Annotated in this window: 19 protein-coding genes and 1 tRNA gene; 5 read left to right on the top strand and 15 right to left on the bottom strand. The window is 67.5% G+C overall.

Annotated elements, in window-relative coordinates; translation table 11 throughout:
- Window positions 1-36: 36 nt before the first annotated feature.
- Window positions 37-513 carry a DUF1772 domain-containing protein gene (locus tag DAT37_RS27930; RefSeq protein ID WP_109527857.1) on the top strand — a complete coding sequence of 159 codons (477 nt, stop codon included), beginning with the start codon at window positions 37-39 and terminating at the stop codon, window positions 511-513.
- A gap of 52 nt (window positions 514-565) precedes the next feature.
- Window positions 566-964 (top strand): PPOX class F420-dependent oxidoreductase, encoded by a 399-nt coding sequence (locus DAT37_RS27925; RefSeq protein ID WP_109527856.1) that lies wholly within the window; start codon window positions 566-568, stop codon window positions 962-964.
- Here DAT37_RS27925 and DAT37_RS27920 read toward each other — a convergent pair whose 3' ends face one another.
- The 5 genes from DAT37_RS27920 to DAT37_RS27900 form a co-directional block, all read right to left on the bottom strand.
- Window positions 965-1,381, bottom strand: coding sequence for a VOC family protein (locus tag DAT37_RS27920; RefSeq protein ID WP_109527855.1), 417 nt, complete (start codon window positions 1,379-1,381; stop codon window positions 965-967).
- Window positions 1,382-1,611: 230 nt separating this feature from the next.
- A tRNA-Leu gene (locus DAT37_RS27915) sits at window positions 1,612-1,685 on the bottom strand.
- 204 nt (window positions 1,686-1,889) lie between these two features.
- Window positions 1,890-3,350: an amino acid permease gene (locus DAT37_RS27910; protein ID WP_109527854.1), complete on the bottom strand. Its 1,461-nt coding sequence runs from the start codon at window positions 3,348-3,350 to the stop codon at window positions 1,890-1,892.
- 90 nt (window positions 3,351-3,440) lie between these two features.
- Window positions 3,441-4,907, bottom strand: a complete 1,467-nt coding sequence (locus tag DAT37_RS27905) for a peptide MFS transporter (RefSeq protein ID WP_109527853.1) — start codon at window positions 4,905-4,907, stop codon at window positions 3,441-3,443.
- A gap of 70 nt (window positions 4,908-4,977) precedes the next feature.
- Window positions 4,978-5,913: an esterase/lipase family protein gene (locus tag DAT37_RS27900; protein ID WP_109527957.1), complete on the bottom strand. Its 936-nt coding sequence runs from the start codon at window positions 5,911-5,913 to the stop codon at window positions 4,978-4,980.
- 131 nt (window positions 5,914-6,044) lie between these two features.
- Between DAT37_RS27900 and DAT37_RS27895 the strand changes: the two genes are divergently transcribed.
- Window positions 6,045-6,602: a TetR/AcrR family transcriptional regulator gene (locus tag DAT37_RS27895; RefSeq protein ID WP_109527956.1), complete on the top strand. Its 558-nt coding sequence runs from the start codon at window positions 6,045-6,047 to the stop codon at window positions 6,600-6,602.
- Window positions 6,603-6,627: 25 nt separating this feature from the next.
- On the opposite strand, the gene DAT37_RS27890 is transcribed toward DAT37_RS27895, so the two are convergent.
- From DAT37_RS27890 to DAT37_RS27870, 5 genes are all read right to left on the bottom strand, one after another.
- Window positions 6,628-7,593, bottom strand: coding sequence for a Ppx/GppA phosphatase family protein (locus DAT37_RS27890; protein ID WP_109527852.1), 966 nt, complete (start codon window positions 7,591-7,593; stop codon window positions 6,628-6,630).
- On the bottom strand, window positions 7,590-8,111 hold the full coding sequence (locus DAT37_RS27885; protein WP_109527851.1) for a DUF501 domain-containing protein: 522 nt from the start codon (window positions 8,109-8,111) through the stop codon (window positions 7,590-7,592). Before DAT37_RS27885 ends, DAT37_RS27890 begins: the two co-directional genes overlap by 4 nt.
- Window positions 8,108-8,776 carry an FtsB family cell division protein gene (locus DAT37_RS27880; RefSeq protein ID WP_109527850.1) on the bottom strand — a complete coding sequence of 223 codons (669 nt, stop codon included), beginning with the start codon at window positions 8,774-8,776 and terminating at the stop codon, window positions 8,108-8,110. Before DAT37_RS27880 ends, DAT37_RS27885 begins: the two co-directional genes overlap by 4 nt.
- A gap of 78 nt (window positions 8,777-8,854) precedes the next feature.
- Window positions 8,855-10,141, bottom strand: a complete 1,287-nt coding sequence (gene eno, locus DAT37_RS27875) for a phosphopyruvate hydratase (RefSeq protein WP_109527849.1) — start codon at window positions 10,139-10,141, stop codon at window positions 8,855-8,857.
- A gap of 138 nt (window positions 10,142-10,279) precedes the next feature.
- On the bottom strand, window positions 10,280-11,083 hold the full coding sequence (locus tag DAT37_RS27870) for a lytic transglycosylase domain-containing protein (RefSeq protein ID WP_109527955.1): 804 nt from the start codon (window positions 11,081-11,083) through the stop codon (window positions 10,280-10,282).
- A gap of 521 nt (window positions 11,084-11,604) precedes the next feature.
- Here DAT37_RS27870 and DAT37_RS27865 point away from each other — a divergent pair.
- Window positions 11,605-12,696 (top strand): TauD/TfdA family dioxygenase, encoded by a 1,092-nt coding sequence (locus tag DAT37_RS27865; protein ID WP_109527848.1) that lies wholly within the window; start codon window positions 11,605-11,607, stop codon window positions 12,694-12,696.
- A gap of 78 nt (window positions 12,697-12,774) precedes the next feature.
- Here the strand turns inward: DAT37_RS27865 and DAT37_RS27860 are convergent, their stop codons facing one another.
- A complete protein-coding gene (locus tag DAT37_RS27860; RefSeq protein WP_109527847.1) occupies window positions 12,775-13,350 on the bottom strand; it encodes a TerD family protein in 576 nt (191 codons plus the stop codon).
- Between the two features lie 111 nt (window positions 13,351-13,461).
- Entirely contained in the window at window positions 13,462-13,941 is a 480-nt protein-coding gene (locus tag DAT37_RS27855; RefSeq protein WP_109527846.1) for a hypothetical protein, read from the bottom strand.
- Window positions 13,942-14,611: 670 nt separating this feature from the next.
- On the opposite strand from DAT37_RS27855, the gene DAT37_RS27850 reads away from it, so the two are divergent.
- Window positions 14,612-16,069: a stealth family protein gene (locus tag DAT37_RS27850; RefSeq protein ID WP_109527845.1), complete on the top strand. Its 1,458-nt coding sequence runs from the start codon at window positions 14,612-14,614 to the stop codon at window positions 16,067-16,069.
- A 4-nt stretch (window positions 16,070-16,073) separates the two neighbouring features.
- Here DAT37_RS27850 and DAT37_RS27845 read toward each other — a convergent pair whose 3' ends face one another.
- The 3 genes from DAT37_RS27845 to mfd all read right to left on the bottom strand — a co-directional run bounded on the left by DAT37_RS27845 (window position 16,074) and on the right by mfd (window position 21,618).
- Entirely contained in the window at window positions 16,074-17,027 is a 954-nt protein-coding gene (locus DAT37_RS27845) for a phosphodiesterase (RefSeq protein WP_198654467.1), read from the bottom strand.
- 278 nt (window positions 17,028-17,305) lie between these two features.
- Window positions 17,306-18,004 carry a MazG family protein gene (locus tag DAT37_RS27840; RefSeq protein ID WP_109527843.1) on the bottom strand — a complete coding sequence of 233 codons (699 nt, stop codon included), beginning with the start codon at window positions 18,002-18,004 and terminating at the stop codon, window positions 17,306-17,308.
- A complete protein-coding gene (gene mfd, locus DAT37_RS27835; RefSeq protein WP_232840045.1) occupies window positions 18,004-21,618 on the bottom strand; it encodes a transcription-repair coupling factor in 3,615 nt (1,204 codons plus the stop codon). Before mfd ends, DAT37_RS27840 begins: the two co-directional genes overlap by 1 nt.
- Window positions 21,619-21,960 lie beyond the last annotated feature (342 nt).

Genomic DNA, 21,960 nt, shown 5'->3' with positions numbered 1-21,960 from the left:
TCTAGCGATGCTAGATTTCAGGAAAGGGGAGCCGAAATGCTCGTTGTCACCGGCCAGATCATCGCCGTCGCCGCCGTTCTCGCCAATGCCGTCGTCTACGGCACCGATGTCTGCGGGGCCGTGATCACCCGGTCCGTCAACCGCAAACTCGATGACGCGACCGTGACCATCAGCGCGGGATGGGGCCACTACTACGGCGACAGACGCATGCCGATCGTCGGCGCGGGCGGCATGATCGCCGCGGTGCTCACACTGCTGATCGCGCTGGCGGCCGGGCAGATCGGCGCCGCCGTCGCGGCCGGGATCACAGTGACGGCACTGCTGACCTGGCTCGCCTTCTACGTCCGCGTCGCCAAGCCGATCAATTCCCGGCAGACCGCCGCGGCGCTGAGCGGCGTCATTCCGGCCGATGCCCGCGCGCTACAGGACAGGTGGGACAGCATTCTGAAGTACCGGGTCACCCTGCAATTCATCGCCATCGCCGGACTGTGCACCGCGCTGATCCTGTTCTGACTTCGGAGCACGGATCGACGGCCACACACGAATTCACAGAGGAGAAAACGACATGACCTTCACCAACAACGAACAGCGGTTCCTCGCGGAGGCCGGAATCGGTCGACTGGCCACGGTGTCACCCGACGGCATCGTACAGAACAATCCGACCGGCTATCGGGTGAACGCCGACGGCTCGATCGATATCGGCGGCATGCGGATGCGCGCCAGCCGCAAATTCCGCAATATCGAGGCGGGCAGCCGCGTGTCGTTCGTCGTCGACCAACAGGTTTCCCTGGAGCCGTACGTGATTCGCGGCATCGAGGTACGCGGCACCGCCGAGGCGCTCGACGACGAGGAGCCACCGTTCTCGCCCCAGGAACGCGCGGTCATCCGCATTCACCCCGAACGGGTCATCTCCTGGGGCATCGACGGTGGATCCTTCGATTTCACCAGTCGCGGCGCCGAATAGTCAGGCGTGTACGACCAGTTCCAGGGCGATATTGTCGGGGTCGCGGAATTCCAGAATCGCCATGACCCCGAGTTCCTTGACCGGTTCGTGTTCGATACCGTGTTCATCGAGCAGCGCGACCGCCGCTTCGAGGGCAGCGCGATCCGGCAGGGTGAACGCCAAATGATCCAGCCCGCAACGGTCCTCGTGAAAACCGTCCTCGGCTACCGGCCGCAACCCCAGCAGTTGGGTGTCGCTCACCCGGTAGAGGACCCCACCGAACAGGAACCAGAACTTCTCACGGGTGGCGTCGTCGGCGTCGACGGGCACCTCCAGGTAAACGGGCCACCCGAAAACGAGATCGTAGAACTTCCGAGACCGCTCGATATCGGACACCGTCAGCCGGACGTGATCGAAGGATGTGACAGCAATCGACATGCCATTGATGCTGCCACGTCCGGTTCCGGAATCCGCAGGGTGCACGTGCGCTGTCGCGATCGCGCCTCCTCGAGCAGACCGGACCGCCGATCCCCACCGACAGCGAGTCGATGGCGATCCGCACCCGTGGCGGAGGCGATGTACCAGGGCAGTCCGGCTGCTGCGGGTATCAATGGGTTGCCGACGACAGGGACAACGACCGGAATACCGATTTACCTGCGGTTTCGTAGTGCCCCCAGTCGGACTCGAACCGACACTTGGCGGATTTTAAGTCCGCTGCCTCTGCCAATTGGGCTATAGGGGCGTGCGGGTCAGCCTACCGACTCGTACGCCTGTACCGGAATCCCGACATACCCTGGTGGGTCGAATGGGCGGATCATGTCAATCGCCGGTATTCCACGGAATTGCCAGAGGTCAAGGTGGACAACGTGATTTGCGAGGGCGGCCGCTCAGCGGTAGCGGGCGGGTGGGGGATGGATCACAGCGGCGGCCGCCGGGGACGCGCGCGCTAGTCGGAGGTCTTCTCCGCCGTCGACGCGCGGCCGAGCACCGAATGCCGCCGACCGTAGGCGAAATACACCACGAAACCGATCAGCATCCACACCAGGAAACGCAGCCAGGTCTCCACCGACAGGTTCAGCATCAGCCACAGGCAGGCCAGGACGCCGAGGACGGGGATGAGCGGTACGAGGGGGACGCGGAATCCGCGGGGCAGGTCGGGGCGGGTGCGGCGCAGGATCAGCACACCGACCGCGACGAGGACGAAGGCGAACAGGGTGCCGATATTGACCATCTCCTCCAGCGTGCCGAAGTCCACGAAACCGGCGAGCAGGGCGCAGCAGACGCCGACGATGACGGTGAGCCGCACGGGGGTTCCGTTCTGGCCGGTGTGCGCGAGTCGGCGCGGCAGCAGGCCGTCGCGGGACATGGCGAACAGGACGCGGGTCTGTCCGAGGTACATCACCATGACGACGGTGGTGAGGCCGGCGAGCGCGCCGACGGAGATGACGTTCTTCGCCCAGTCCGCGCCGTTGAGCGCGAAGGCGGTCGCCAGGGTGGCGTCGCCGCCGGACAGTGCGGTGTAGGGAACCATGCCGGTGAGCACCAGGGAGACCGCGACATACAGCACGGTGACGATGAGCAGCGAGCCGAGGATGCCGCGCGGCACGCTGCGCTGCGGGTTCCGCGTTTCCTCGGCGGCGGTCGCGACCACGTCGAAACCGATGAACGCGAAGAACACCAGGCTCGCGGCGGCGAGCAGGCCGTACCAGCCGAAAGTGCTGTTGCCCGCGCCGGTCAGGTAGGAGAACAGCGACTGGTGGATGCCCTCGTCGGCGGCGCCGGACTGTGACGGCGGTATGTAGGGGCTCAGATTCGACTTGTCGAAGTAGCCGATGCCGACCACGAGCACGAGGGCGATGACGGCCAGTTTGATGGCGACGGCGATGGCCGAGACACGCGAGGAGATCTTGGTGCCCACGGCGAGCAGTACACCGAGGACCGTGATCAGCAGCACCGCGCCCCAGTCGAAGGTGACCGGGCCGAGGTCGACGACGGCCGCGCTGCGCCCCATCAGCTCGCCGAGATACTGCGACCAGCCCTTGGCGACCACCGAGGCCGCGAGCGCGAACTCGAGGATCAGATCCCAGCCGATGATCCAGGCGACCAATTCACCGAAGGTGGCGTAGGAGTAGGTGTAGGCGCTGCCCGCCACGGGCACCGTCGAGGCGAATTCTGCGTAGCACAGGGCGGTCAATCCGCACGCGACCGCGGCGAAGACGAAGGCCAGCGAGACCGAAGGACCGGCCACGTCGCCCGCGGTGCGCGCGGTCAGCGTGAAGATGCCCGCGCCGACGACCACCGCGACACCGAAGACGGTCAGATCCCAGGCGGTCAGGTCTTTGCGGAGTTTCGAATCGGGTTCGTCGGTGTCGCGGATGGACTGTTCCACCGATTTGGTGCGGAACATTCCGCCCCGGCCGGAACGGCGCGAGATCGTCACGGTCTACTCCTTCATGCTGTGGCCTGCCGAGATCGGGCGACTACCGGAGTTGTCGATTCAGTGGACGCCCGCCATATAGCGACTTACCCAGGGCGCGAGCCCGGCAACAATCGCGCCGACGGCGATCGCCACCAGTCCGGTGATTCCGAAGTACGCGACCTCGTTGTCCGGGTCGTAGAAACGGGCGAGCGTGCCCGCCATCGAGGTGCCGATGCCGACCGAGAAGAAATACAGCGCCATCATCTGGGCGCGGAACGCCACCGGGGCGAGTTGGGTGGTGACGGCCAGGCCGATGGGCGAGAGCAACAGTTCCGAGACGGCGAAAAGTGCCATGACCACGACTACGAGCAGCACCGGCACCGTTTTCCCGTCGAATCCGGCCAGCGGAACGAACAGCAGGAACGCCGCCCCCATCCCGATGACGCCGAGGGCGAATTTGCGCGGTGTGCTCGGCGCGCGATTGCCCAGGCGCGTCCACATCAGCGCGAAGAGCGGGGACAGCGCGATGATCCAGACCGGCTCGATCGAACTGATCCAGTTCGACGGCGCGGTCCAGCCGAAGACGTTCCAGTCGATACGTTCATCGGAATAGACGCTGAGCACGGTGAAGATCTGCTGGAACAGCGACCAGAACACCGCGTTCGCGAGGAACAGCGGAATGAAGGCGCGCACCCGGCTGCGTTCGGTCGGTTCCACCTTCGCGCTGGTCAGCATGATCGTGAAATAGACGACGGCGGCGACAGCGATGACACCTGTCGTCACATCGGGCAGATTGTCGAGGGTCACCAGTTCGGTGACCCACGCGATCACCGCGGCGAGCACGACGGCCAGGACCGCCGCGATCATCGGGGCGATCGCCGTGCGGGGCAAGGGGTTGGGTACTTCGCGACCGTGCGTGCCCAGATTGCCACGGAAGATGACGTACTGCGTGAGCCCGAGCGCCATGCCGACCGCGGCCGCGCCGAAGCCGTAGTGGAATCCGAGGTGGGTCTGCAACAGTCCGGTCAGCAGCGGGCCGGTGAATGCTCCGATATTGATGCCGAGGTAGAAGAGGGTGAAACCGCCGTCGATGCGGGCGTCATCCTTCGGATACAGGGTGCCCAGCAACGAGGACGCGTTGGCTTTCAGCGCGCCGCTGCCGAGCGCGACCAGGGCCAGGCCGACCCCGACCCCGGCCAGCCCCGGCAGCGCGGCCAACGCGATATGGCCCGCCATCACGACGACACCGCCGTAGAAGACGGTGCGCTCCATGCCGAGCAGCCGGTCGGCGATCCAACCGCCGAGCACCGTGGACAGGTAGACGAGACCACCGTAGGCGCCGACGATGCCGACCCCGGTGCTCTGCGAAAGCCCGAGGCCGCCGTCTGTCACCGAGTAGTAGAGGTAGTACCCGAGGATGCTGACCATTCCGTAGAACGAGAAGCGTTCCCAGAGTTCGACGCCGAAGAGATTCGCCAGACCGATCGGATGACCGAACAGGGTTCGACCTGCTATCGGCCGATCCGACACCACGTCGTGGGACATGGTCGAGACAGTGACACATCTCGCAACTGTTCAGCAACTATCGTGCGGCGCGGCGCTGCCACCGATCGGATCAGCGTCCGACCGGGCCGATGAAGGGCAATACCACCGTGCACGAGGCCGGTTCGGCATGTGCCGGGTCGAGCGCGTTCAGTACCGCACGCACGGCGACCGGGTCCGCGGTCAGTTCGTAGTGTTCGGTGTAGTCGGTGGCGCAGAGATCCTGGAGCACGATGTTGCGCACGTTCGGCCCCTCGAGCTGACCGGTGGTGAACGGGGTGGCGATCTCGTCGTAGCGACTGACGATCGTGGTGAACCGGATATCGGGAGCGATGGCGGGATCGGGGTTGAGCACGCGCAGGAACGGGGCGCCGTAGGAGACCTGGCAGGGGCCGCATTTGCTGGTCAGCAGTTCATCGATCGCGGGCTGTTCGAGTAATCCGGCGAACATCGACTGGATACCGCTGAGGGTGGTGCCGTGCAGCGGGGCGCCCATGGCGATGTAGTCATCGATCTTCGACGCCGCGCCCAGATAGTTGAGGTTGTAGAAGGGGACCGCGCCGCCCATCGAATGGCCGACCAGATCGACCCGCGCCGCCCCGGTCGTCGCCAGCACCCGATCGATGAACGCGCCGATCTGCACGGCGCTCTCCTCCACCGGGGTGATCGATCCGATCGGGCCGAGCGGACCGGTGCCGTATGTCGTGGTGAACACGCAGTATCCGGCGACGGCCAGGACCGGGGACAGCGAATTCCAGGTGATGGTGTCGTTGCTCAGACCGTGCAGCAGTACCACCGGATTCGGATGGGCGGCACTCGGTCGGCACGACCAGTCGTTCGCACCGGGCGGCGGAACGCCGGGGCCGGTGGCCTGCGCGGCGAGTCCGCCCAGGTAGCTGTAGGACGGCGCGACCGGTGCGTCGTCGGCGGCGGCCACCTGCGTCGCGCTCGCGACGGCCAGGGCCAGGGCCGCGCAGAGTCCCGCGACATGTGTCGGCCAGCGTGACATCGAAATCTCCTCATCTCGTCGGTGCGGCCGGTACCCCACGAACGCCGTGACCGCGAACGCTATGACCGACCGGTCGGTCATAGCGTAGCCTCGGTATGCGCGCACGCAAAGAGATCGGGGAGGATCAGTTCATGCCACGACCAGCCGAGCCCGGCCGCAACGCACTCCTGAACGCAGGCGAACAGGTCGCCCAGGACCGTGGGTTGCGTGGACTGTCGATCAATGCCGTCGTCGAGGTGGCGGGCATGGCGAAAGGCAGTTTCTATCACCACTTCCCGGATCGGCGCAGCTATGTGATCGCGCTGCACCGCCGGTACCACGACGCGCTCGCCGAGCTGATCACCGCGCGCATCGGGGATATCGCGCCCGGCGTCGAACGGATCCGGGCGGGCATCACCGCCTATCTGGACGCCTGCCTGGAAACACGCGGCACCAAGGCCTTTCTCGCGCAATCACGCACCGACACCGACCTGCTCGACGAGGTCTCCGCGCGCAATCGCGACTTCGCGGGCGTGGTCGAAGGCGACCTGGCCGGGCTCGGCTGGCCCGATCCCGGGGCGGTGGCGCAGCTGATGGTCGCGATGGTCGCCGAGATCGCGCTCGTCGAGTTGTACGACAACGGGCCGCGCGCCGATCTACGCGCGGCGGTCATGGACTTGATCGACCGCGAGGGGGAACGGGGCCGGTAACGCGGCGGGGGCGGCACGCCCGGGCTCAGGCGATGGACAGCGCGATTCCGTCGAGGATGTCGTGCTCACTCACCACGAGGGCCGAAATGCCCGCGCGACGCGACAATTCGTACGCGAGCACCTCGGTGATCACACCGCCGCCGCCGATCACGTCGACGCGTCCCGGATGGATCGGGCCGAGTGCGGCGCGCTGATCGTGGTCCATCGAGATCAGACGATCACAGACCTCGCGCACCTGATCCAGCGTCAGGCTGGTGAGATGCACTCGCTCGGAATCGTATTCGGGCAGATCGAGCGCGACGGCGGCGATCGTCGTCATGGTGCCCGCGACCCCGACCCAGGTGTGCGCGCCGTCGACCGGAACCCGCTCGAATGCTTCGGTCAACCGCTCGGTGGCGAATTCCCTTGCCGCCGCGACCTGTTCGGCGGTCGGCGGATTACCGGGCAGGCAGCGTTCGGTGATACGGACGCATCCGATGTCGGCGGAGTAGGCGGCCTTGACGCCGTCGCTGTCGCCGAAGACCAATTCGGTCGAACCGCCGCCGAGATCGACGACAACGAAAGGTCCGGCCTCGCTGGACAACTCGCCGATCGCGCCGGTGAACGACAGCCGCGCCTCCTCGTCACCGGTGATCACCTCGGCCTCGGCGCCGGGCACGACCGAACCGAGTTCGGCCCTGGCCATCCCGAAGAAATCCTCCCGGTTGGCGGCGTCACGGGTCGCCGATGTGGCGACCATCCGCACACGATCCACACCGGCGTCCCGCATCAGCGCGGCGTAATCGGCCAGTGCGACCCTGGTCCGCTCGATCGCCTCCGGCGCGAGGGATCCGGTCGCGTCGACCCCTTGGCCGAGCCGGACAATCCGCATTTCGCGGTGCACGTCGGCGAGGCGGCCGTCGGGCAGCACATCGGCGATCAGCAAACGGATCGAGTTGGTGCCGCAGTCGACGGCGGCGACCCGGTTCGCCGCGGAGGGTGATGCGTTCATCGGTCTTCTTTCGTCCGCTCGTATTTCGGCCAATCGGCCGGGATCGCCTTACCGCGCAACCCGTGGTCGGCCGCGATCGCCACCGCTTCGTCCCCGAAAGGGTTGAGTCCGTGGCCTTTGGCCAGCGAATGCGCGATCAGCACGTGCAGACATTTCACCCGATCCGGCATGCCGCCGCCGGTGAAATCGGTACCGAGCGACTCGATATCGTCGCGCTCGGCCAGATAGCTCTCGTGCGCGGCGCGGTAGGCGGCGGCCAGAGCGGGGTCGGCGCCGAGGCGTTCGGTCATCTCGCGCATCACGCCCGCCGATTCCTGCCTGCTCGCCTCGGCGGTCAGCCGCGGATCGGTCAGGTAGTACAGCGTCGGAAAGGGCGTGCCGTCCGGCAATCGCGGCGCGGTCTTCACCACCGCGGGCAGACCGTCGGGCGTCCGATAGGCCACCGCGAGCACCCCACGCGGCTCGCGGCCGAGTTGAGCGGCGATGATCTCGAGATCGCGGTCTGTCGGTGCGGTCACCGTGGTCCTTCCGGTGCTGACGGGTCTGTGGGCGGCGGCCCGGCCGGTGACGTCGGCGCGGGCGCCGCGCTGGGTTGTGGCTGCGAGATGGTCTCCCACAGTTCGGTGTACCAGGGTTCGGGAGCCTTCGACGGGGTGGGCGCCGCGGGCCTGGGCGGGGCCTCGATACCGGGTACCTGCACGATGTAGGGCGTCTCCCCCGGCATCACCAGGCGCAACCGGTCGCGGGCCTCGGCCCGGATGTAGGCCGGATCCTGCTGCTGGGCACGCCGATCGCGCAACCGGGTGAGGTCGGCTTCCAATTCCTGTCGCTGTTGCGCCAGCTCGGTCGCCTCGGTGCGCTGGGCGAAATAGGTCCGCATCGGCACGGCCAGGGTCAACGCGAGCGCGCACACCACGGCCGCGAGAACGACTGCCTTACCGGTGGAAAGGCCGAGAATGGTGCGCTCGTTACGGTCGCCACCGGCACCCCCGCGCGCGGCGATCTTGCGCGGGGAGGCCTTCTTGTCGGTGTCGGTCCGACGGCGCGCCGCGCGTTTGGCCGCGGCCGGCCTGGCGGCGGTTTCGGTATCGGTGCCCGCGCGCGGCCGCGAACCGGCCACGCGTGACGTGCGGCGGTCCCCGCGTCCGGCCGGACTGGTTCCACGCGCGCGCCGCTCGGTCATACCGCTCCCTGTACCTGTGCTGCGATGCGCACGAGAGCCTCGGCTATACCGCCGTACCCCTCGCGCGCATCGCGGTGATCATCCTTCGAACGCGAACCGCGGGAACGCGACGTCCCCGGCATACCGGGCGGAATCGCCCAGCGCGTCCTCGATGCGCAGCAACTGGTTGTACTTGGCGACGCGCTCGCTGCGCGCGGGGGCGCCGGTCTTGATCTGACCGCTGCCGACGGCGACGGCCAGATCGGCGATGGTGGTGTCCTCGGTCTCGCCGGACCGGTGCGACATCATCGTCTTGTAGCCGTTGCGGTGCGCGAGTTCCACCGCGTCGAGGGTTTCGGTGAGGGTGCCGATCTGGTTGACCTTCACCAGCAGCGCGTTGGCCGCACCCTTGGCGATGCCTTCTTCCAAGCGCTCCGGATTGGTGACGAACAGATCGTCACCGACCAGCTGCACCTTGTCGCCGATCTGATCGGTCAGCGCGACCCAGCCGTCCCAGTCGTCCTCCGACAGCGGATCCTCGATGGAGACCAGCGGGTAGGAAGTCAGCAGGTCGGCGTAGAACTGCGCCATCTCGGCGGCCGAGCGGACGCTGCCCTCGAATTTGTAACCGCTACCCGCGGTGTAGAACTCGGTGGCCGCGACATCGAGCGCCAGCGTGACATCGGTGCCGAGTTTGAGGCCGGTCTTGCCGATGGCGACGATGATGAGGTCGAGCGCCTCCTTGGTGCCCGCGACATCGGGGGCGAAACCGCCCTCGTCGCCGAGCCCGGTGGACAGGCCCTTCGACTTCAGCACCGCCTTGAGCGAGTGGTAGACCTCGGCGCCCCAGCGCAGCGACTCCTTGAAGGTGGGCGCTCCGATCGGGGCGACCATGAACTCCTGGACGTCGACGCCGGTGTCGGCGTGCGCGCCGCCGTTGAGGATGTTCATCATCGGCACCGGGAGCACGTGCGCGTTCGGGCCGCCCAGGTAGCGGAACAGCTCCAGGCCCGAGGATTCGGCGGCGGCGCGGGCCACCGCCAGCGACACGCCGAGCAGGGCGTTCGCGCCGAGCCGGGATTTGTCGGGGGTGCCGTCCAGATCCAGCAGCACCTGGTCGACGGTGCGCTGCTCGACAGCGTCGAGTCCGATGACGGCGGGAGCGATCTCGTCGAGGACGCCCTCGACGGCCTTCTGCACGCCTTTGCCCAGGTAACGGTCGCCGCCGTCGCGTAATTCGACCGCCTCGTGTTCACCGGTGGAGGCGCCGGAGGGCACCGCCGCCCGGGTCAGCGTGCCGTCGTCGAGGGCGATCTCGACCTCGACAGTGGGGTTGCCACGAGAATCCAGGATCTCGCGAGCTCCGACCTGTTCGATGATGGCCACGAAAACGACACTCCTTCGCTGCTGGCACGGTGGATATCACGGGATGGGCCGTGCGGTGCCGAGCCTATCGCAGTACGCGACGGGTGCGGTCCCGGCACGGCGGGTGGAGTCGGCCCGCGGAACGCGGTGCGCGCGGGATCACACTCGGCGGCCGACGCTATAGGCGGCGGCGCGATCGCGGACGGTGAGCAGATAGCTGTTGGACCGGTTGTAGGTGAGCAGCGCCTGCTGCCATCCCGGTTCGGAGGTGAGGTCGCCGCCGCTCGCGCACAGGTACCTGGCCGCGGTCAACGCGGCGTCATCGATGTTCTGCGGGTCGGCGACGCCGTCGCCGTTGGCGTCGACACCCCATCGCTTCCATGTCTCCGGGATGAATTGCAGCGGCCCGATGGCGCGATCGTGGTCACCGTCGCCGTCGAGTACGCCACGGTCGGTATCGCGGATCAGCGCGACACCGGGTGCGCCGTCGAGCGCGATGCCGATGATCGGCGGACGCACATTCCCGTCGTCGCCGAGGTCGGACCGACCGTGGGTGCCGTGTCTGCTCTCCACGCTGGCGATGCCCGCGATGGTGGTCCAGCCGATTCCGCACTCCGGTCTCGCGCGGGCCATCACCGCGGCCGCGTAGCCGTATGCCTCCAGCGCGACGGTGGAGATGCCGGTGCTCGACTGCTCGGAGGCCCAGTCGCGCAACTGCGACGCGCTGCGGCCGGGGGCGTCCAGATCGATCGGGGGCAGCACCGCGCCGGGGCCGGGCGGAATACCTTCCGGAATCGGCGGCAGCGCGGGACCCGCGCCGCACCCGGCGATCACCAGGGTCACCAGGGCGGCGGCTACGACGCCGATCGTCTTCGCGAACACCACTCCATCATCCAGATTCGAGCGGACACGACGGCGCGGCGTGAGAGAGGACTCCTTCGCGGCTCGGGGCTCATCGCGCATCGGGCCCGCCGGAGCCGACGCCGCCGAATCACGCGGCCGGTGCTGTGTCGTCGCGATCATCGCGTCCCCCCTCGTGCGGCACCCTCGGCCACCACGCAAGATTAGGTCGGCAACGCCCGATCACGCTTTCGGTTATCCACAGGCGTGTGGCGTGTCGCCAGTTGTCCACAGGCCGATTTCGTCGGGCCGGGCAACGTGGCAGACGAGACCGTTGTTCCCGGTTCCCCGATCCGACCGGCGCCGTGGAAGTGTTGCGGCAGTTCGTATATAGCTGTCGCGGACCCGTCCTCGACGCGACGCCGACGCCTCGGCGTACGGCGTCCCGGCCCCGTTCCACTGCCTCGCCGATGGATGCCGGGAATTTGCTCCGGCCGAGTCTTTCTCGCGTACCCTCGCTGATGCGTTATCGCTATACCCAGCGGCTTCCTCGTGCACGCCCGGTGTCGGCCATCGAGTAACGCCCGCTTCCCTGATCGGATCGTCACCCCTCGTTCGGCCGATACAAAGGAAGGTTTCTCCTGGTGAAAAGCGTTCTCTCCGAACGTAAGACGCTTCACCCACACGAAATCGAGCGGCGCGAACTGCCCGCGCGGGCCGGACGAGCCGTCCGGGCGCTGGCGGATCGGATCTGTACCGCGCTGGACGCGACACCGGGCGATCCCGCCGAGTGGGCGCGCACCCTGACCGATTCCGCGCTCGTCGCCCGGATCGATGCCGGGGTCTCGGAACTTCCCGCGTCACTTCGCGAGGCCTTCCGCGCCCCGACCAGCAATGCCGGGGCAACGATTGTCAGCCGATTACCGGTCACCGACGAGGAATTCGGCCCGACCCCGTCCGGATGGAACGAGGCCGCCGCTTGGGCGGGCGATCGGGAACGCCGCGCCCGTTCCTTCCACTTCGACATCGTGATGATGCTGATCGCGCGGGCGGTCGGCGAACCGTTCGGCTGGGCGGGCCAGCAGGGCGGCAGGCTCGTCAACAACATCCTGCCGACGCCCGGGCACGAGTACGAACAGTCCGGCGCGAGCAGCACGATATTGCTCAGTCCCCACAGCGAGGACGCGTTCCACCCGCACCGGGCGAACCTGCTGATGCTGGCGTGCCTGCGCAATCCGGACGAGATCGGCACCACCCTGTCCTCGGTGCGGCAGGTCGAACTCACCGCGGAGCAGCGTCGCCTGCTGAGCACCCCGACGCTGCCGATCCTGCCCGATATCTCCTACGGTGACGGCCACCAGCGCTATCCGGCCCCGCCGGTGCCGACGATATGGTGCGAATCCCCTGACGGTGCGCAGGATTCGATGTTGCGCTACGACCCCGCCTATACGCCGCTCGACGACGCGGATCCCGAATTCCGGCGCGCGTACGCCCATCTCACCGCCGAATTGGAAAGGGTCTGCCACACCGCGGCACTCGAACCGGGTGAATTCCTGCTGGTGGACAACGATGTCGCCGTCCACGGCCGGGTCCCCTTCACCGCGCGCTACGACGGCACCGATCGGTGGCTCAAGCGCGTCAACATCCGCCTGCCCGACCGCACTCGACGCGCGGAGGAGGCGAGCGAGAACGGATACGGCCAACGGGTGGTCGCACCGTTCCGTGCGGGGGCGTGAGACGACGCGACCCCGATAACGCGAACGGGCAGGTCTTCTCGGCGAATACGGCCGAGGCGACCTGCCCGATCGAGTACGTCAGATATTGACGCCGTAATCGCGGGCGATGCCCGCCAATCCGGACGCGTATCCCTGACCGATCGCACGGAACTTCCATTCGGGACCGTGCCGGTAGAGTTCGCCGAAGATCATCGCCGTCTCCGTCGAGGCGTCCTCGGTGAGGTCGTATCGGGCGAGTTCGGCCCCGGTCACCGAGTCGACGACCCGGATGAACGCGTTGCGGATCTGGCCGAAGGACTGACCGCGCGCGTCGGCGTCGTGAATGGACACCGGGAAGAAGATATTGGTGATCGTCGGCGGCGTGGCGGCGAGATCGATATTGATCGACTCGTCGTCTCCCTCGCCCTCACCGGTCAGGTTGTCACCGGTGTGCTCGATGGTCCCTTCCGGCGAGCGGAGGTTGTTGTAGAAGATGAAGTGCTGATCGGACAGCACTTTCAGACTCGAACCCGTGGCGAGCGCGCTCGCGTCGAGGTCGTAGTCCGCCCCGGTGGTCGTGCGGGTGTCCCAGCCGAGTCCCACCGTAACCTTGGTCAGGTTCGGGGCCTGCTTCGACAGTGAAACATTGCCGCCCTTGGCCAGTGTGACGCTCATGATCCCCTTCCGTTCGGCGCTCGCGCGCCGCCTTTCTCCGCGATTTTCATCGCTGTTTCCGATTGTTCTTGCAGCGGTTTTATTTTGATGTCCGATCCGTATGGCGGCGGATCAACGTGATTGATGAGCCCAGTCCTGCAAAGTTTCCACCCGGCCCTGGAGTGCGTGCAATTCGGTCGCATCGAGGACGGTGCGCTGAATGCCGTCGACGACGGCGAAAGCGGACTGCCGATGATCATCGATCACGTCGACATCGATGCGAACCGCGACGTAATCCTGCGCGTCGGGCATCTCTTCGGCAATTACCTGAGCTGTTCCGCGTGCGCAGAGCGCGACGTTACCGCCACCCAGGATCAGCAGTGCCACCGGCGGCCGCTGCCGAAGTCTCGCCAGAGATCCGCGATCGTACTTGAGACTGAGCAGTATGGTCCGGTCGCCCGCGCGGACCGGCCACGACACCGGAATCGCATGGGGCGTTGGATCCGTGGTGACCAGCACCGCGATGGTTTTGCGTGGCCATTCCGGAAGCACGTCCAAGACGGGATGATCTGTCGAATGGTCCTGTTGCGTCGAGCTCGCTCCGGCTGCCATCTGGGTTCACCTCGTGGATCGCGATGCGCGCGACGGGCTGTGTCGCGCTGACAGCCAGTCTAAGGCGCTGCGGCGCGTCACCGCTGGCGCTGGAGAATTTGTCCGGACCGATCTCAGGTGGTTATCAGGCGGAGGTGCGCCGGGATGGGCAGCGACCGCGCCCGCGACCGCCCCCTCCCACACGCTTCGACAGTCGCCGAAACACCGTCCGTGAACGATTCGGCAAGGCTGCCCTGAGGCAGGTGGGAAGTAGGTGACTGATACCGTTGACAACCACGTCGGCGATTCCGATTGACGCACGCCGGAATGCGATGCATCATTCCTAGCAACTCCCTGTTCATCAGGAGTTCTTCAATCCGCCGGCCGATGATTGTCCGGCCCTGCGCGCTGATTCCGTCGCGCTCGGCTGTTCCGGCCCTGCGCGTCAGCCTGTCCGGTACGAATCCGTGCGCGTCTGTCCCAGAGTGAGGTGAGAACGAATGGTCAACCGATCGTCCTGGTATCGGCCGGCGAATTCGTTCCTGCCCTACAGCATCCTGCCCCATCCCTGAATTCGACCGCGCCGCGCGAGGCGACCTCGGCCCACTCCCACGTGGCCGGGGCCGCCACCCGTCTCCGGCGCGGTGCCTCGGTGTTTTCCGACGGAACGACCCGATGGATGGGGAAAGCAATGATGGATATGGGAGCAACGCACTCACCGACGGTGGGTACGGTCGCCCGATCGACCGCGCGCAATCTGGTCGCCTCGGAGGCGATGGTCGCCGATCTGATCTACCTACGCGGTGAGCTGGCGACGGCCGAAGTGCCGTTCCTGCTGGTCCGTGCCAGTGAGCACCGCCTGGTGCTCGCCGTCGACGCCGCGCACCGGACGATGGCGCAGCGGGTGCTGACGGCGGCGCTGTCCGCCGGATTCGCCTGCGCCGCCCCCTTCGACAATGTCGTGCGGCTGGGGCGCGACACCGACCCGGCCCACCACGTCGACCTCGAATTCTGGGACTACCACGGCGACACCGTCGAATGCCCGCGTCCGAACGCGCTGACGCGCACCGTGTTCGATCTCGCCGACGTGACGATGGCCGATGTCACGCTGTTCGAGCGGACCTGGCCGACCCTGACCGATATGTTCGCTCCGCACCCGACCGACGTCGACTTCGATATCGACATCGTCTTCTCCTGGGTCGACGGGTCCGATCCCGAATTCCGCGCTCGCCGCGCGGGCATGCTGGCACAGGTGGTGGTCGGCGAGGGCGACGACGCCGACGCCAGGATCCGTCAGATCGACGAACTCGAATACGCGATGCGCTCGGTGCACAAGAACGCGCCGTGGATCCGGCACATCTTCATCGCGACCGATTCCGCCGTTCCGGCCTGGCTGGCCGACCATCCGGCGGTGACCGTGGTCCGCGCCGTCGACCATTTCAGCGAGACGAGCGGGCTGCCGACCTTCAACTCCCACGCCGTGGAATGCCAACTCCAGCACATCGAGGGGCTCAGCGAGCACTTCCTGTACTCCAACGACGACATGTTCTTCGCCCGCCCCACGCGCCCGTCCATGTTCTTCACCCCGGCCGGAATCAGCCGTTTCATCGAGGCCGACACCCGCATCGGGCCCGGCCGGAACAACGAGCGCCGCAGCGGTTTCGAGAACGCGGCGCGGGTGAATCGCGGACTGCTCGCGCGGCGGTTCGGGCATGTGATCACCCGCCATCTCGAGCACACCCCGGTGCCGTTGCGCCGCAGCGTCCTGCTGGAGATGGAGGCGGAATTCGCCGAGGATTTCGGGCGTACCAGGGCCAGCCGGTTCCGCGCGGCGACCGATATCTCGGTCACCAACTCGCTCTATCACTACTACGCCCTGCTCAGCGGACGCGCGGTGCCGCAGGAATCGGCGAGGATGCGCTACGTCGACACCACCAGCAGGGCGGGGCTCGGCCTACTACCCGAGCTGATCGAACGACGTGACGTCGACTTCTTCTGCCTCAACGACGGGAGCTTCCCCGAGGTCGGCGAAGCCGAACGGGTGCGCACGGTGTCGGCGTTCCTCGCCGAGTACTACCCCGAGCCCGCTCCGTGGGAGCGGATCGACCCGGCGTCGCACCCGGTCATGCCCGAGTCGGGCGCGGCCTGAGCGGTCAGCGCATCGATTCGTCGCCGGATTCCGGTGTCGGCTGCGCGTTGCGCATGACGTGCGGAATGCGCGCGGCGGGCGGTATCACGATGCCCGCCTCCCGCAGGGTAGCCGCGGCTTCCTCCGGCGTCGACGGACTGCCGACGGTCGGGCCGCGATCGATCGGCACCACCGAATGCACCACGGTGTCGGGATAGACGTGCACGTAGTTGAACGCCTGCGCGCCGTCACGCCCGCGCAGACCGCCCGTCCGCACACCGAGATCCTGGGTGTAGCAACTGGCCGACGCGACCGAGACCGGAATGCCCGCGAAGGTCGCGAAGGTGGAGAAGTGCAGGTGACCGGCGAGGATCGCGCGTACGTCGCTGCCGTCGAGCACATCGGCCAGGCGGCGCTGATCGCGCAGTTCGACGGTGACCGCGAGATCGATCACGCACGGCACCGGGGGGTGGTGCATGGCGAGCACGGTGCCGAACGGCGCGGGCTCGGACAGCACCGTGCGCAGCCAGGACAGCTGGTCGTCGGTGAGATCGCCGTAGTGATGGCCCGGCACGGTGGTGTCGAGCACGACGATGCGCAGACCGTCGACCATGTGCACCCGATCCAGCGGGGCGGTCGAGGGGTATTCGTCGAGCAGTCGCTGCCGTAGCGTGGCGCGGTCGTCGTGATTGCCGGTCACCCAGACGATCGGGGCCTGCGCGCGGCGCGCGAACGGTTCCATGATCTCGCGCAGTTTGTCGTAGGCCTCGGGCTCACCCCGGTCGGCCAGATCTCCCGTCACGACGATCGCGGTCGGTCGGATACCGCCGGAGACGGCGTGGTCGAGCAGCTGTCGCAGCCGCAGATCCGCGTCGACGGCGTCGTAGAGTTCGCCGTCGCCCGCGATGAGATGGGTGTCGCTCAAGTGGAACAACACGTGATCCGGTCGCGGGTACTCCGCGACTCTGCCGATGTGCACCGGACCGTACATCCTCCCGGCGGTGTGCCCGCCATTGGCATCGGAATCCCCGCAACCTTAGCGAAGCCGTACCGACAGGATTCCCGACGGGCGGTGACGACAAGCTTGCGGGTAGGTGTGACTTCGGTGTCGGCGGCCCCGGCGTTAACGCGGGACGACCGCCGTGGGAGCACCGTCACAGTCGGCGGCGGCGGGCCCCGCCGGGTTCGCGCCCGGTTTGCCCGACACGTTCCGATCACGGCGAACCGATCGTCGGGCGTTCGCGTCGACAGGTGCCCTCAGGGCCAGTAGCGACGCCAGTCGCCCGCGCTCAGCCGATGACGATCGCCGCATGCGGCTTCGGCGGCGTCCTCCGCGGCGCGAATCGTCGCGGCGAAGGTCATCGTGGCCTTGCGCAGGCGTTCCTCGGCGCTGTCGGGTCCACCGAGGCGCACCACGCGCAGTTCGTCCGGGATCAGGTCGTCGGGCAGGCCCGCTCTGGTACTACGCGCGATGACCTTCTCGGCCAGTGCGAGCGCGGGCTGGGCCATGGCGATGCCGTCCAGGCAGGAACGCCTGGCCTTCTCCGCCGATTTGCGTTCCTCCCAGGCGATTTCCTGGGCCGCGATCTTGTCGGCGACCGTCGCGGCGGGGTCGAGCGAGGAGCCGACCAGGTGCGGGCTGCGGTTGACGAGTTTGGCGACGAGCGCGGCGGCCACGTCGTCGACGGTGAACTCCCCCGCCGCCTCGGCGATCCTGGAATGGAAGAGCACCTGGAGCAGCAGATCGCCTAGCTCCTCCTTGATGGTCTCCGCGTCGGCGTCCTGGATGGCGTCGAGGAGTTCGTAGGTCTCCTCGAGCAGGTACGGGCGCAGCGAATCGTGGGTCTGGGTGACCTCCCAGCCACCGAAACTCCACAGCCGATCCATCACCTCGACGGCGTCGGCCAGACCCGCCGCGACCCGACGCACCGCACCGACCTCGTCGCGTCGATCCATCAATGCGCGGACATCTCGGTCGCGACGGTGAGATCCACCGCGCCCTGCGCCTTGCCGTCCAACGCCAGCAGCAGGTCGGCGACGAATTGCAGCAACCGGATATCGCGGACCCGGTCCGCGCCGACACTGTCCTGCACCCGGGGCAACGGCAGCTGCACCACGCCGCTCGCGGGCTTGTAGGAGGCGCTCGGATAGATGCGCTTGAGCCGGAGCTGTTTGGAATCGGGGAGATTCAGCAGCGGGGAGATCTTCAGCGTGGTCCCGGCCACCGCGATCTCGGTGACGCCGTACTCGCGCGCCAGCAGACGCAGTTTCGCCACCGACACCAGACGACCGACCTCGACCGGCAGCGGGCCGTAGCGGTCGACGAGTTCCTCCACCACCATGGCGAGCGCCGAATCGTCCTGCGCTGCGGCGAGTTTGCGATACGCCTCCAGCCGCAGCCGATCGCTGGCGATGTAGTCGGGCGGGATATGCGCGTCGACGGGGAGGTCGATGCGGACCTCCTTGACCTCCTCGGTGACGATCGGCTTGCCGTCGGCGGCGGCCCGGTAGGCCTCCACCGCCTCGCCGACCAGTCGCACGTACAGATCGAAGCCGACGCCGGCGACATGGCCGGACTGTTCCGCGCCGAGAACGTTTCCGGCGCCGCGGATCTCGAGATCCTTCATGGCCACGGCCATACCCGCGCCGAGATCGGAATTCTGCGCGATGGTGGCGAGCCGGTCGTAGGCGGTCTCGGTGAGCGGTTTCTCCGGTGGGTACAGGAAGTAGGCGTAGCCGCGCTCCCTGCTGCGTCCGACACGACCGCGCAACTGGTGCAGCTGTGACAGGCCGAGCGCGTCGGCGCGTTCCACGACCAGGGTGTTGGCGTTGGAGATGTCGAGGCCGGTCTCGATGATCGTCGTGCACACCAGGACGTCGAATTCACGTTCCCAGAAACCCTGGACGGTCTGTTCGAGCATGTCCTCGTGCATCTGGCCGTGCGCGACGACCACCCGCGCCTCCGGCACCAGATCGCGAATCCGCTTGGCGGCCTTGTCGATCGATGAAACCCGGTTGTGCACGTAGAAGACCTGCCCGTCGCGGAGCAGTTCGCGACGAATGGCGGCGGTGACCTGTTTGTCGTTGTAGCCGCCGACGTAGGTGAGCACCGGGTGGCGTTCCTCGGGCGGGGTCAGGATGGTCGACATCTCGCGGATGCCCGCCAGGCTCATCTCCAGGGTGCGCGGAATCGGGGTGGCCGACATGGTCAGCACGTCGACGTGGGTGCGCAGCGCCTTGATGTGTTCCTTGTGCTCGACGCCGAAGCGCTGTTCCTCGTCGACCACGACCAGGCCGAGATCCTTCCAGCGCACACCGGTCTGGAGCAGCCGGTGCGTGCCGACCACGATATCGACCGAACCGTCGGCCATCCCCGCGAGCACCTCGCGCGATTCGGCGAGATCGGTGAAACGCGACAACCCTTTCACCGTCACCGGGAATCCCGCGACCCGCTCGGTGAAGGTCTGGAGATGCTGCTGGGCCAGCAGGGTCGTCGGCACCAGCACGACGACCTGTTTACCGTCCTGCACCGCCTTGAACGCCGCGCGCACCGCGATCTCGGTCTTGCCGTAACCGACGTCGCCGCAGACCACGCGGTCCATCGGCACCGGCTTCTCCATATCGGATTTGACCTCGGCGATGGCGGTCATCTGGTCGACCGTCTCGGTGAACGCGAACGCGTCCTCCATCTCCTGCTGCCACGGGGTGTCCTTGCCGAAGGCGTGACCGGGGGCCGCCTGCCTGGCCGCGTACAACTGCACGAGTTCGCCCGCGATCTCGCGAACCGCCTTGCGCGCCTTACGTTTCGTATTGGCCCAGTCCGAGCCGCCCAGTTTGGACAGGCTCGGCATCTCACCGCCGACATAGCGGGAGAGCTGGTCCAGCGATTCCATCGGCACGAACAGCCGGTCGCCAGGCTGGCCGCGCTTTCCGGGCGCGTATTCGATAACCAGGTATTCGCGGCGAGCACCGCCGACGGTACGTTCGATCATCTCGACGAAGCGGCCGATGCCGTGCTGATCGTGCACGACCATATCGCCCGCGTTGAGGGCGAGCGGGTCCACCTGATTGCGCCGTTTGGCGGGCAGCCGCTTTCCTTCGCCGGGCGCGGTGACGCGGTTTCCGGTGAGGTCGGATTCGGCGACGACCACCAGTCCCGCGTCCTCGAAGACCAGTCCGTCGTGCAGGGAACCGCACAGCACTCCGACCAGGCCGGGACTCGGTTCCTCGGCGCTGTCGAGCACTCCCGCGGGCACTTCGGCGTCGGCCAGTCGTTCCAGCACGCGCTGCGCGGTGCCGTGCCCCGCGACCACCACCACCGCGCGTCCGCCGGTCGCGACGTGCGCGCGCAGCGAGGCGAAGATCGTCGCGACCAGTTCCTCGGAACCGCGCGCGGCGGGTCCGGCCAGCAGCGGCAGGACGACCTCGGCGGGATCGCCCGAGGTCAGCGGGCTCATGGTCCACCACGACAGCCCACGCCGGTTCGCGCTCTCGTGGATCTCGGGCAGCCCTCGGTACCCGGAGGCGGCCAGATCCAGACCGTGCGCGCCCAGCGGCGCGGAGGCGCCGAAGGAGGCCGCGGTCCACGAGGCTTCCAGGAATTCCTCCCCGGTGCGGACCAGGTCGGCGGCGCGGGTGCGGATCTTCTCCGGATCGCACAGCAGCAGGTGGGTGTCGTCGGGCAGCACCTCGGTCAGCAGGCGCAGTTCGCCGGGTTGCAGCACCGGCAGCAGCGCTTCCATGCCGTCGACGGGGATGCCCTGGGAGAGTTTCTCCAGCATCTCGACCAGCGCCGCGTCGGCCGCGTTGTCGGCGGCCACCTCGGCGGCCCGGTCGCGCACCGCCTCGGTCAGCAGCAGTTCCCGGCACGGCGTCGCGACGACGAGATCCACCTCGATCTCGCCGAGCGAGCGCTGGTCGGCCACCGAGAACGGGCGCAGTTCGGTGATCTCGTCACCCCAGAACTCCACGCGCACCGGATGATCGGCGGTCGGCGGGAAGACGTCGAGAATTCCGCCGCGCACCGCGAACTCACCGCGCTTGCCCACCATGTCGACCCGCGTGTAGGCGAATTCCACCAGCCGCGTGAGCAATCCGTCGAAGTCGAATTCCGCCCCGACCCGCAGCACCACCGGCTCGATATCCCCGAGCCCCGCCGCCATCGGCTGCATGAGCGAGCGCACCGTGGTCACCACCACCCGCAGCGGCACCGGGAACACCGGATCCTCCGGATGCGCGAGCCGCCGCAGCACCTCCAGCCTGCGCCCGACCGTATCCGCCCCCGGCGACAGCCGCTCGTGCGGCAGCGTCTCCCAGGACGGGAACTGCGCGACCGCTTCCCCCAGCATCTCGGTCAACTCGACCGCCAGGTCATCGGCCTCACGCCCCGTGGCCGTCACCACGACCACCGGCCGTTTCACCGCGACCGTGGCCGAGACGAACGGCCGCGCCGCCGACGGCGCGACGAGTTCGACCGAAGACTTCCCCACCAGCCCCGCGACAGTCCGCAGGGCCGCGTCGGCACCGGCCACCGCGGCCAGTCCAGCAAGAGGTGGACGGTGGGTGGGCATTGCGACTCCTGAGCTCAGGCGATGGTTCAGAACAGCCAACTGAGTCTAAACACCACGACCGACACCCCCGTCACCCCTACTACCGCCAGTGCGTGCCCCGCCCCCGAGATCGTCGCCGAACCGTCGAGCCCCGACCTCTCGGCAGCAGCCGAACCTCACCCCCCAGCCTCCCGCACGCAAACACCAGCACAACCCCCACACCCACGTCGCACTCCGGACTCCGACACCCCCCGACGCATCAGAACCAGATCCCCACCTACAACGCCCCCACAACCCAAGAACCACCGCACCCACCCCGGGCAAACCCTCGAAAACAACCACTCACAACCAACCCCACCCCCA

This window comes from Nocardia aurea, assembly GCF_003123685.1.
GTDB lineage: Bacteria > Actinomycetota > Actinomycetes > Mycobacteriales > Mycobacteriaceae > Nocardia > Nocardia aurea.
Note: the sequence above shows the minus strand (reverse complement) of the source record. Positions and strands in the feature narration are given on the sequence as shown.

Bases quoted from the DNA above. Each gene is read 5' to 3' on its own strand.
- DAT37_RS27930 (WP_109527857.1), top strand. From the start codon at position 37: ATGCTCGTTGTCACCGGCCAGATCATCGCCGTCGCCGCCGTTCTCGCC.
- DAT37_RS27925 (WP_109527856.1), top strand. From the start codon at position 566: ATGACCTTCACCAACAACGAACAGCGGTTCCTCGCGGAGGCCGGAATC.
- DAT37_RS27920 (WP_109527855.1), bottom strand. From the start codon at position 1,381: ATGTCGATTGCTGTCACATCCTTCGATCACGTCCGGCTGACGGTGTCC.
- DAT37_RS27910 (WP_109527854.1), bottom strand. From the start codon at position 3,350: ATGTTCCGCACCAAATCGGTGGAACAGTCCATCCGCGACACCGACGAA.
- DAT37_RS27905 (WP_109527853.1), bottom strand. From the start codon at position 4,907: ATGTCCCACGACGTGGTGTCGGATCGGCCGATAGCAGGTCGAACCCTG.
- DAT37_RS27900 (WP_109527957.1), bottom strand. From the start codon at position 5,913: ATGTCACGCTGGCCGACACATGTCGCGGGACTCTGCGCGGCCCTGGCC.
- DAT37_RS27895 (WP_109527956.1), top strand. From the start codon at position 6,045: ATGCCACGACCAGCCGAGCCCGGCCGCAACGCACTCCTGAACGCAGGC.
- DAT37_RS27890 (WP_109527852.1), bottom strand. From the start codon at position 7,593: ATGAACGCATCACCCTCCGCGGCGAACCGGGTCGCCGCCGTCGACTGC.
- DAT37_RS27880 (WP_109527850.1), bottom strand. From the start codon at position 8,776: ATGACCGAGCGGCGCGCGCGTGGAACCAGTCCGGCCGGACGCGGGGAC.
- DAT37_RS27870 (WP_109527955.1), bottom strand. From the start codon at position 11,083: ATGCGCGATGAGCCCCGAGCCGCGAAGGAGTCCTCTCTCACGCCGCGC.
- DAT37_RS27860 (WP_109527847.1), bottom strand. From the start codon at position 13,350: ATGAGCGTCACACTGGCCAAGGGCGGCAATGTTTCACTGTCGAAGCAG.
- DAT37_RS27855 (WP_109527846.1), bottom strand. From the start codon at position 13,941: ATGGCAGCCGGAGCGAGCTCGACGCAACAGGACCATTCGACAGATCAT.
- DAT37_RS27850 (WP_109527845.1), top strand. From the start codon at position 14,612: ATGATGGATATGGGAGCAACGCACTCACCGACGGTGGGTACGGTCGCC.
- DAT37_RS27840 (WP_109527843.1), bottom strand. From the start codon at position 18,004: ATGGATCGACGCGACGAGGTCGGTGCGGTGCGTCGGGTCGCGGCGGGT.
- mfd (WP_232840045.1), bottom strand. From the start codon at position 21,618: ATGCCCACCCACCGTCCACCTCTTGCTGGACTGGCCGCGGTGGCCGGT.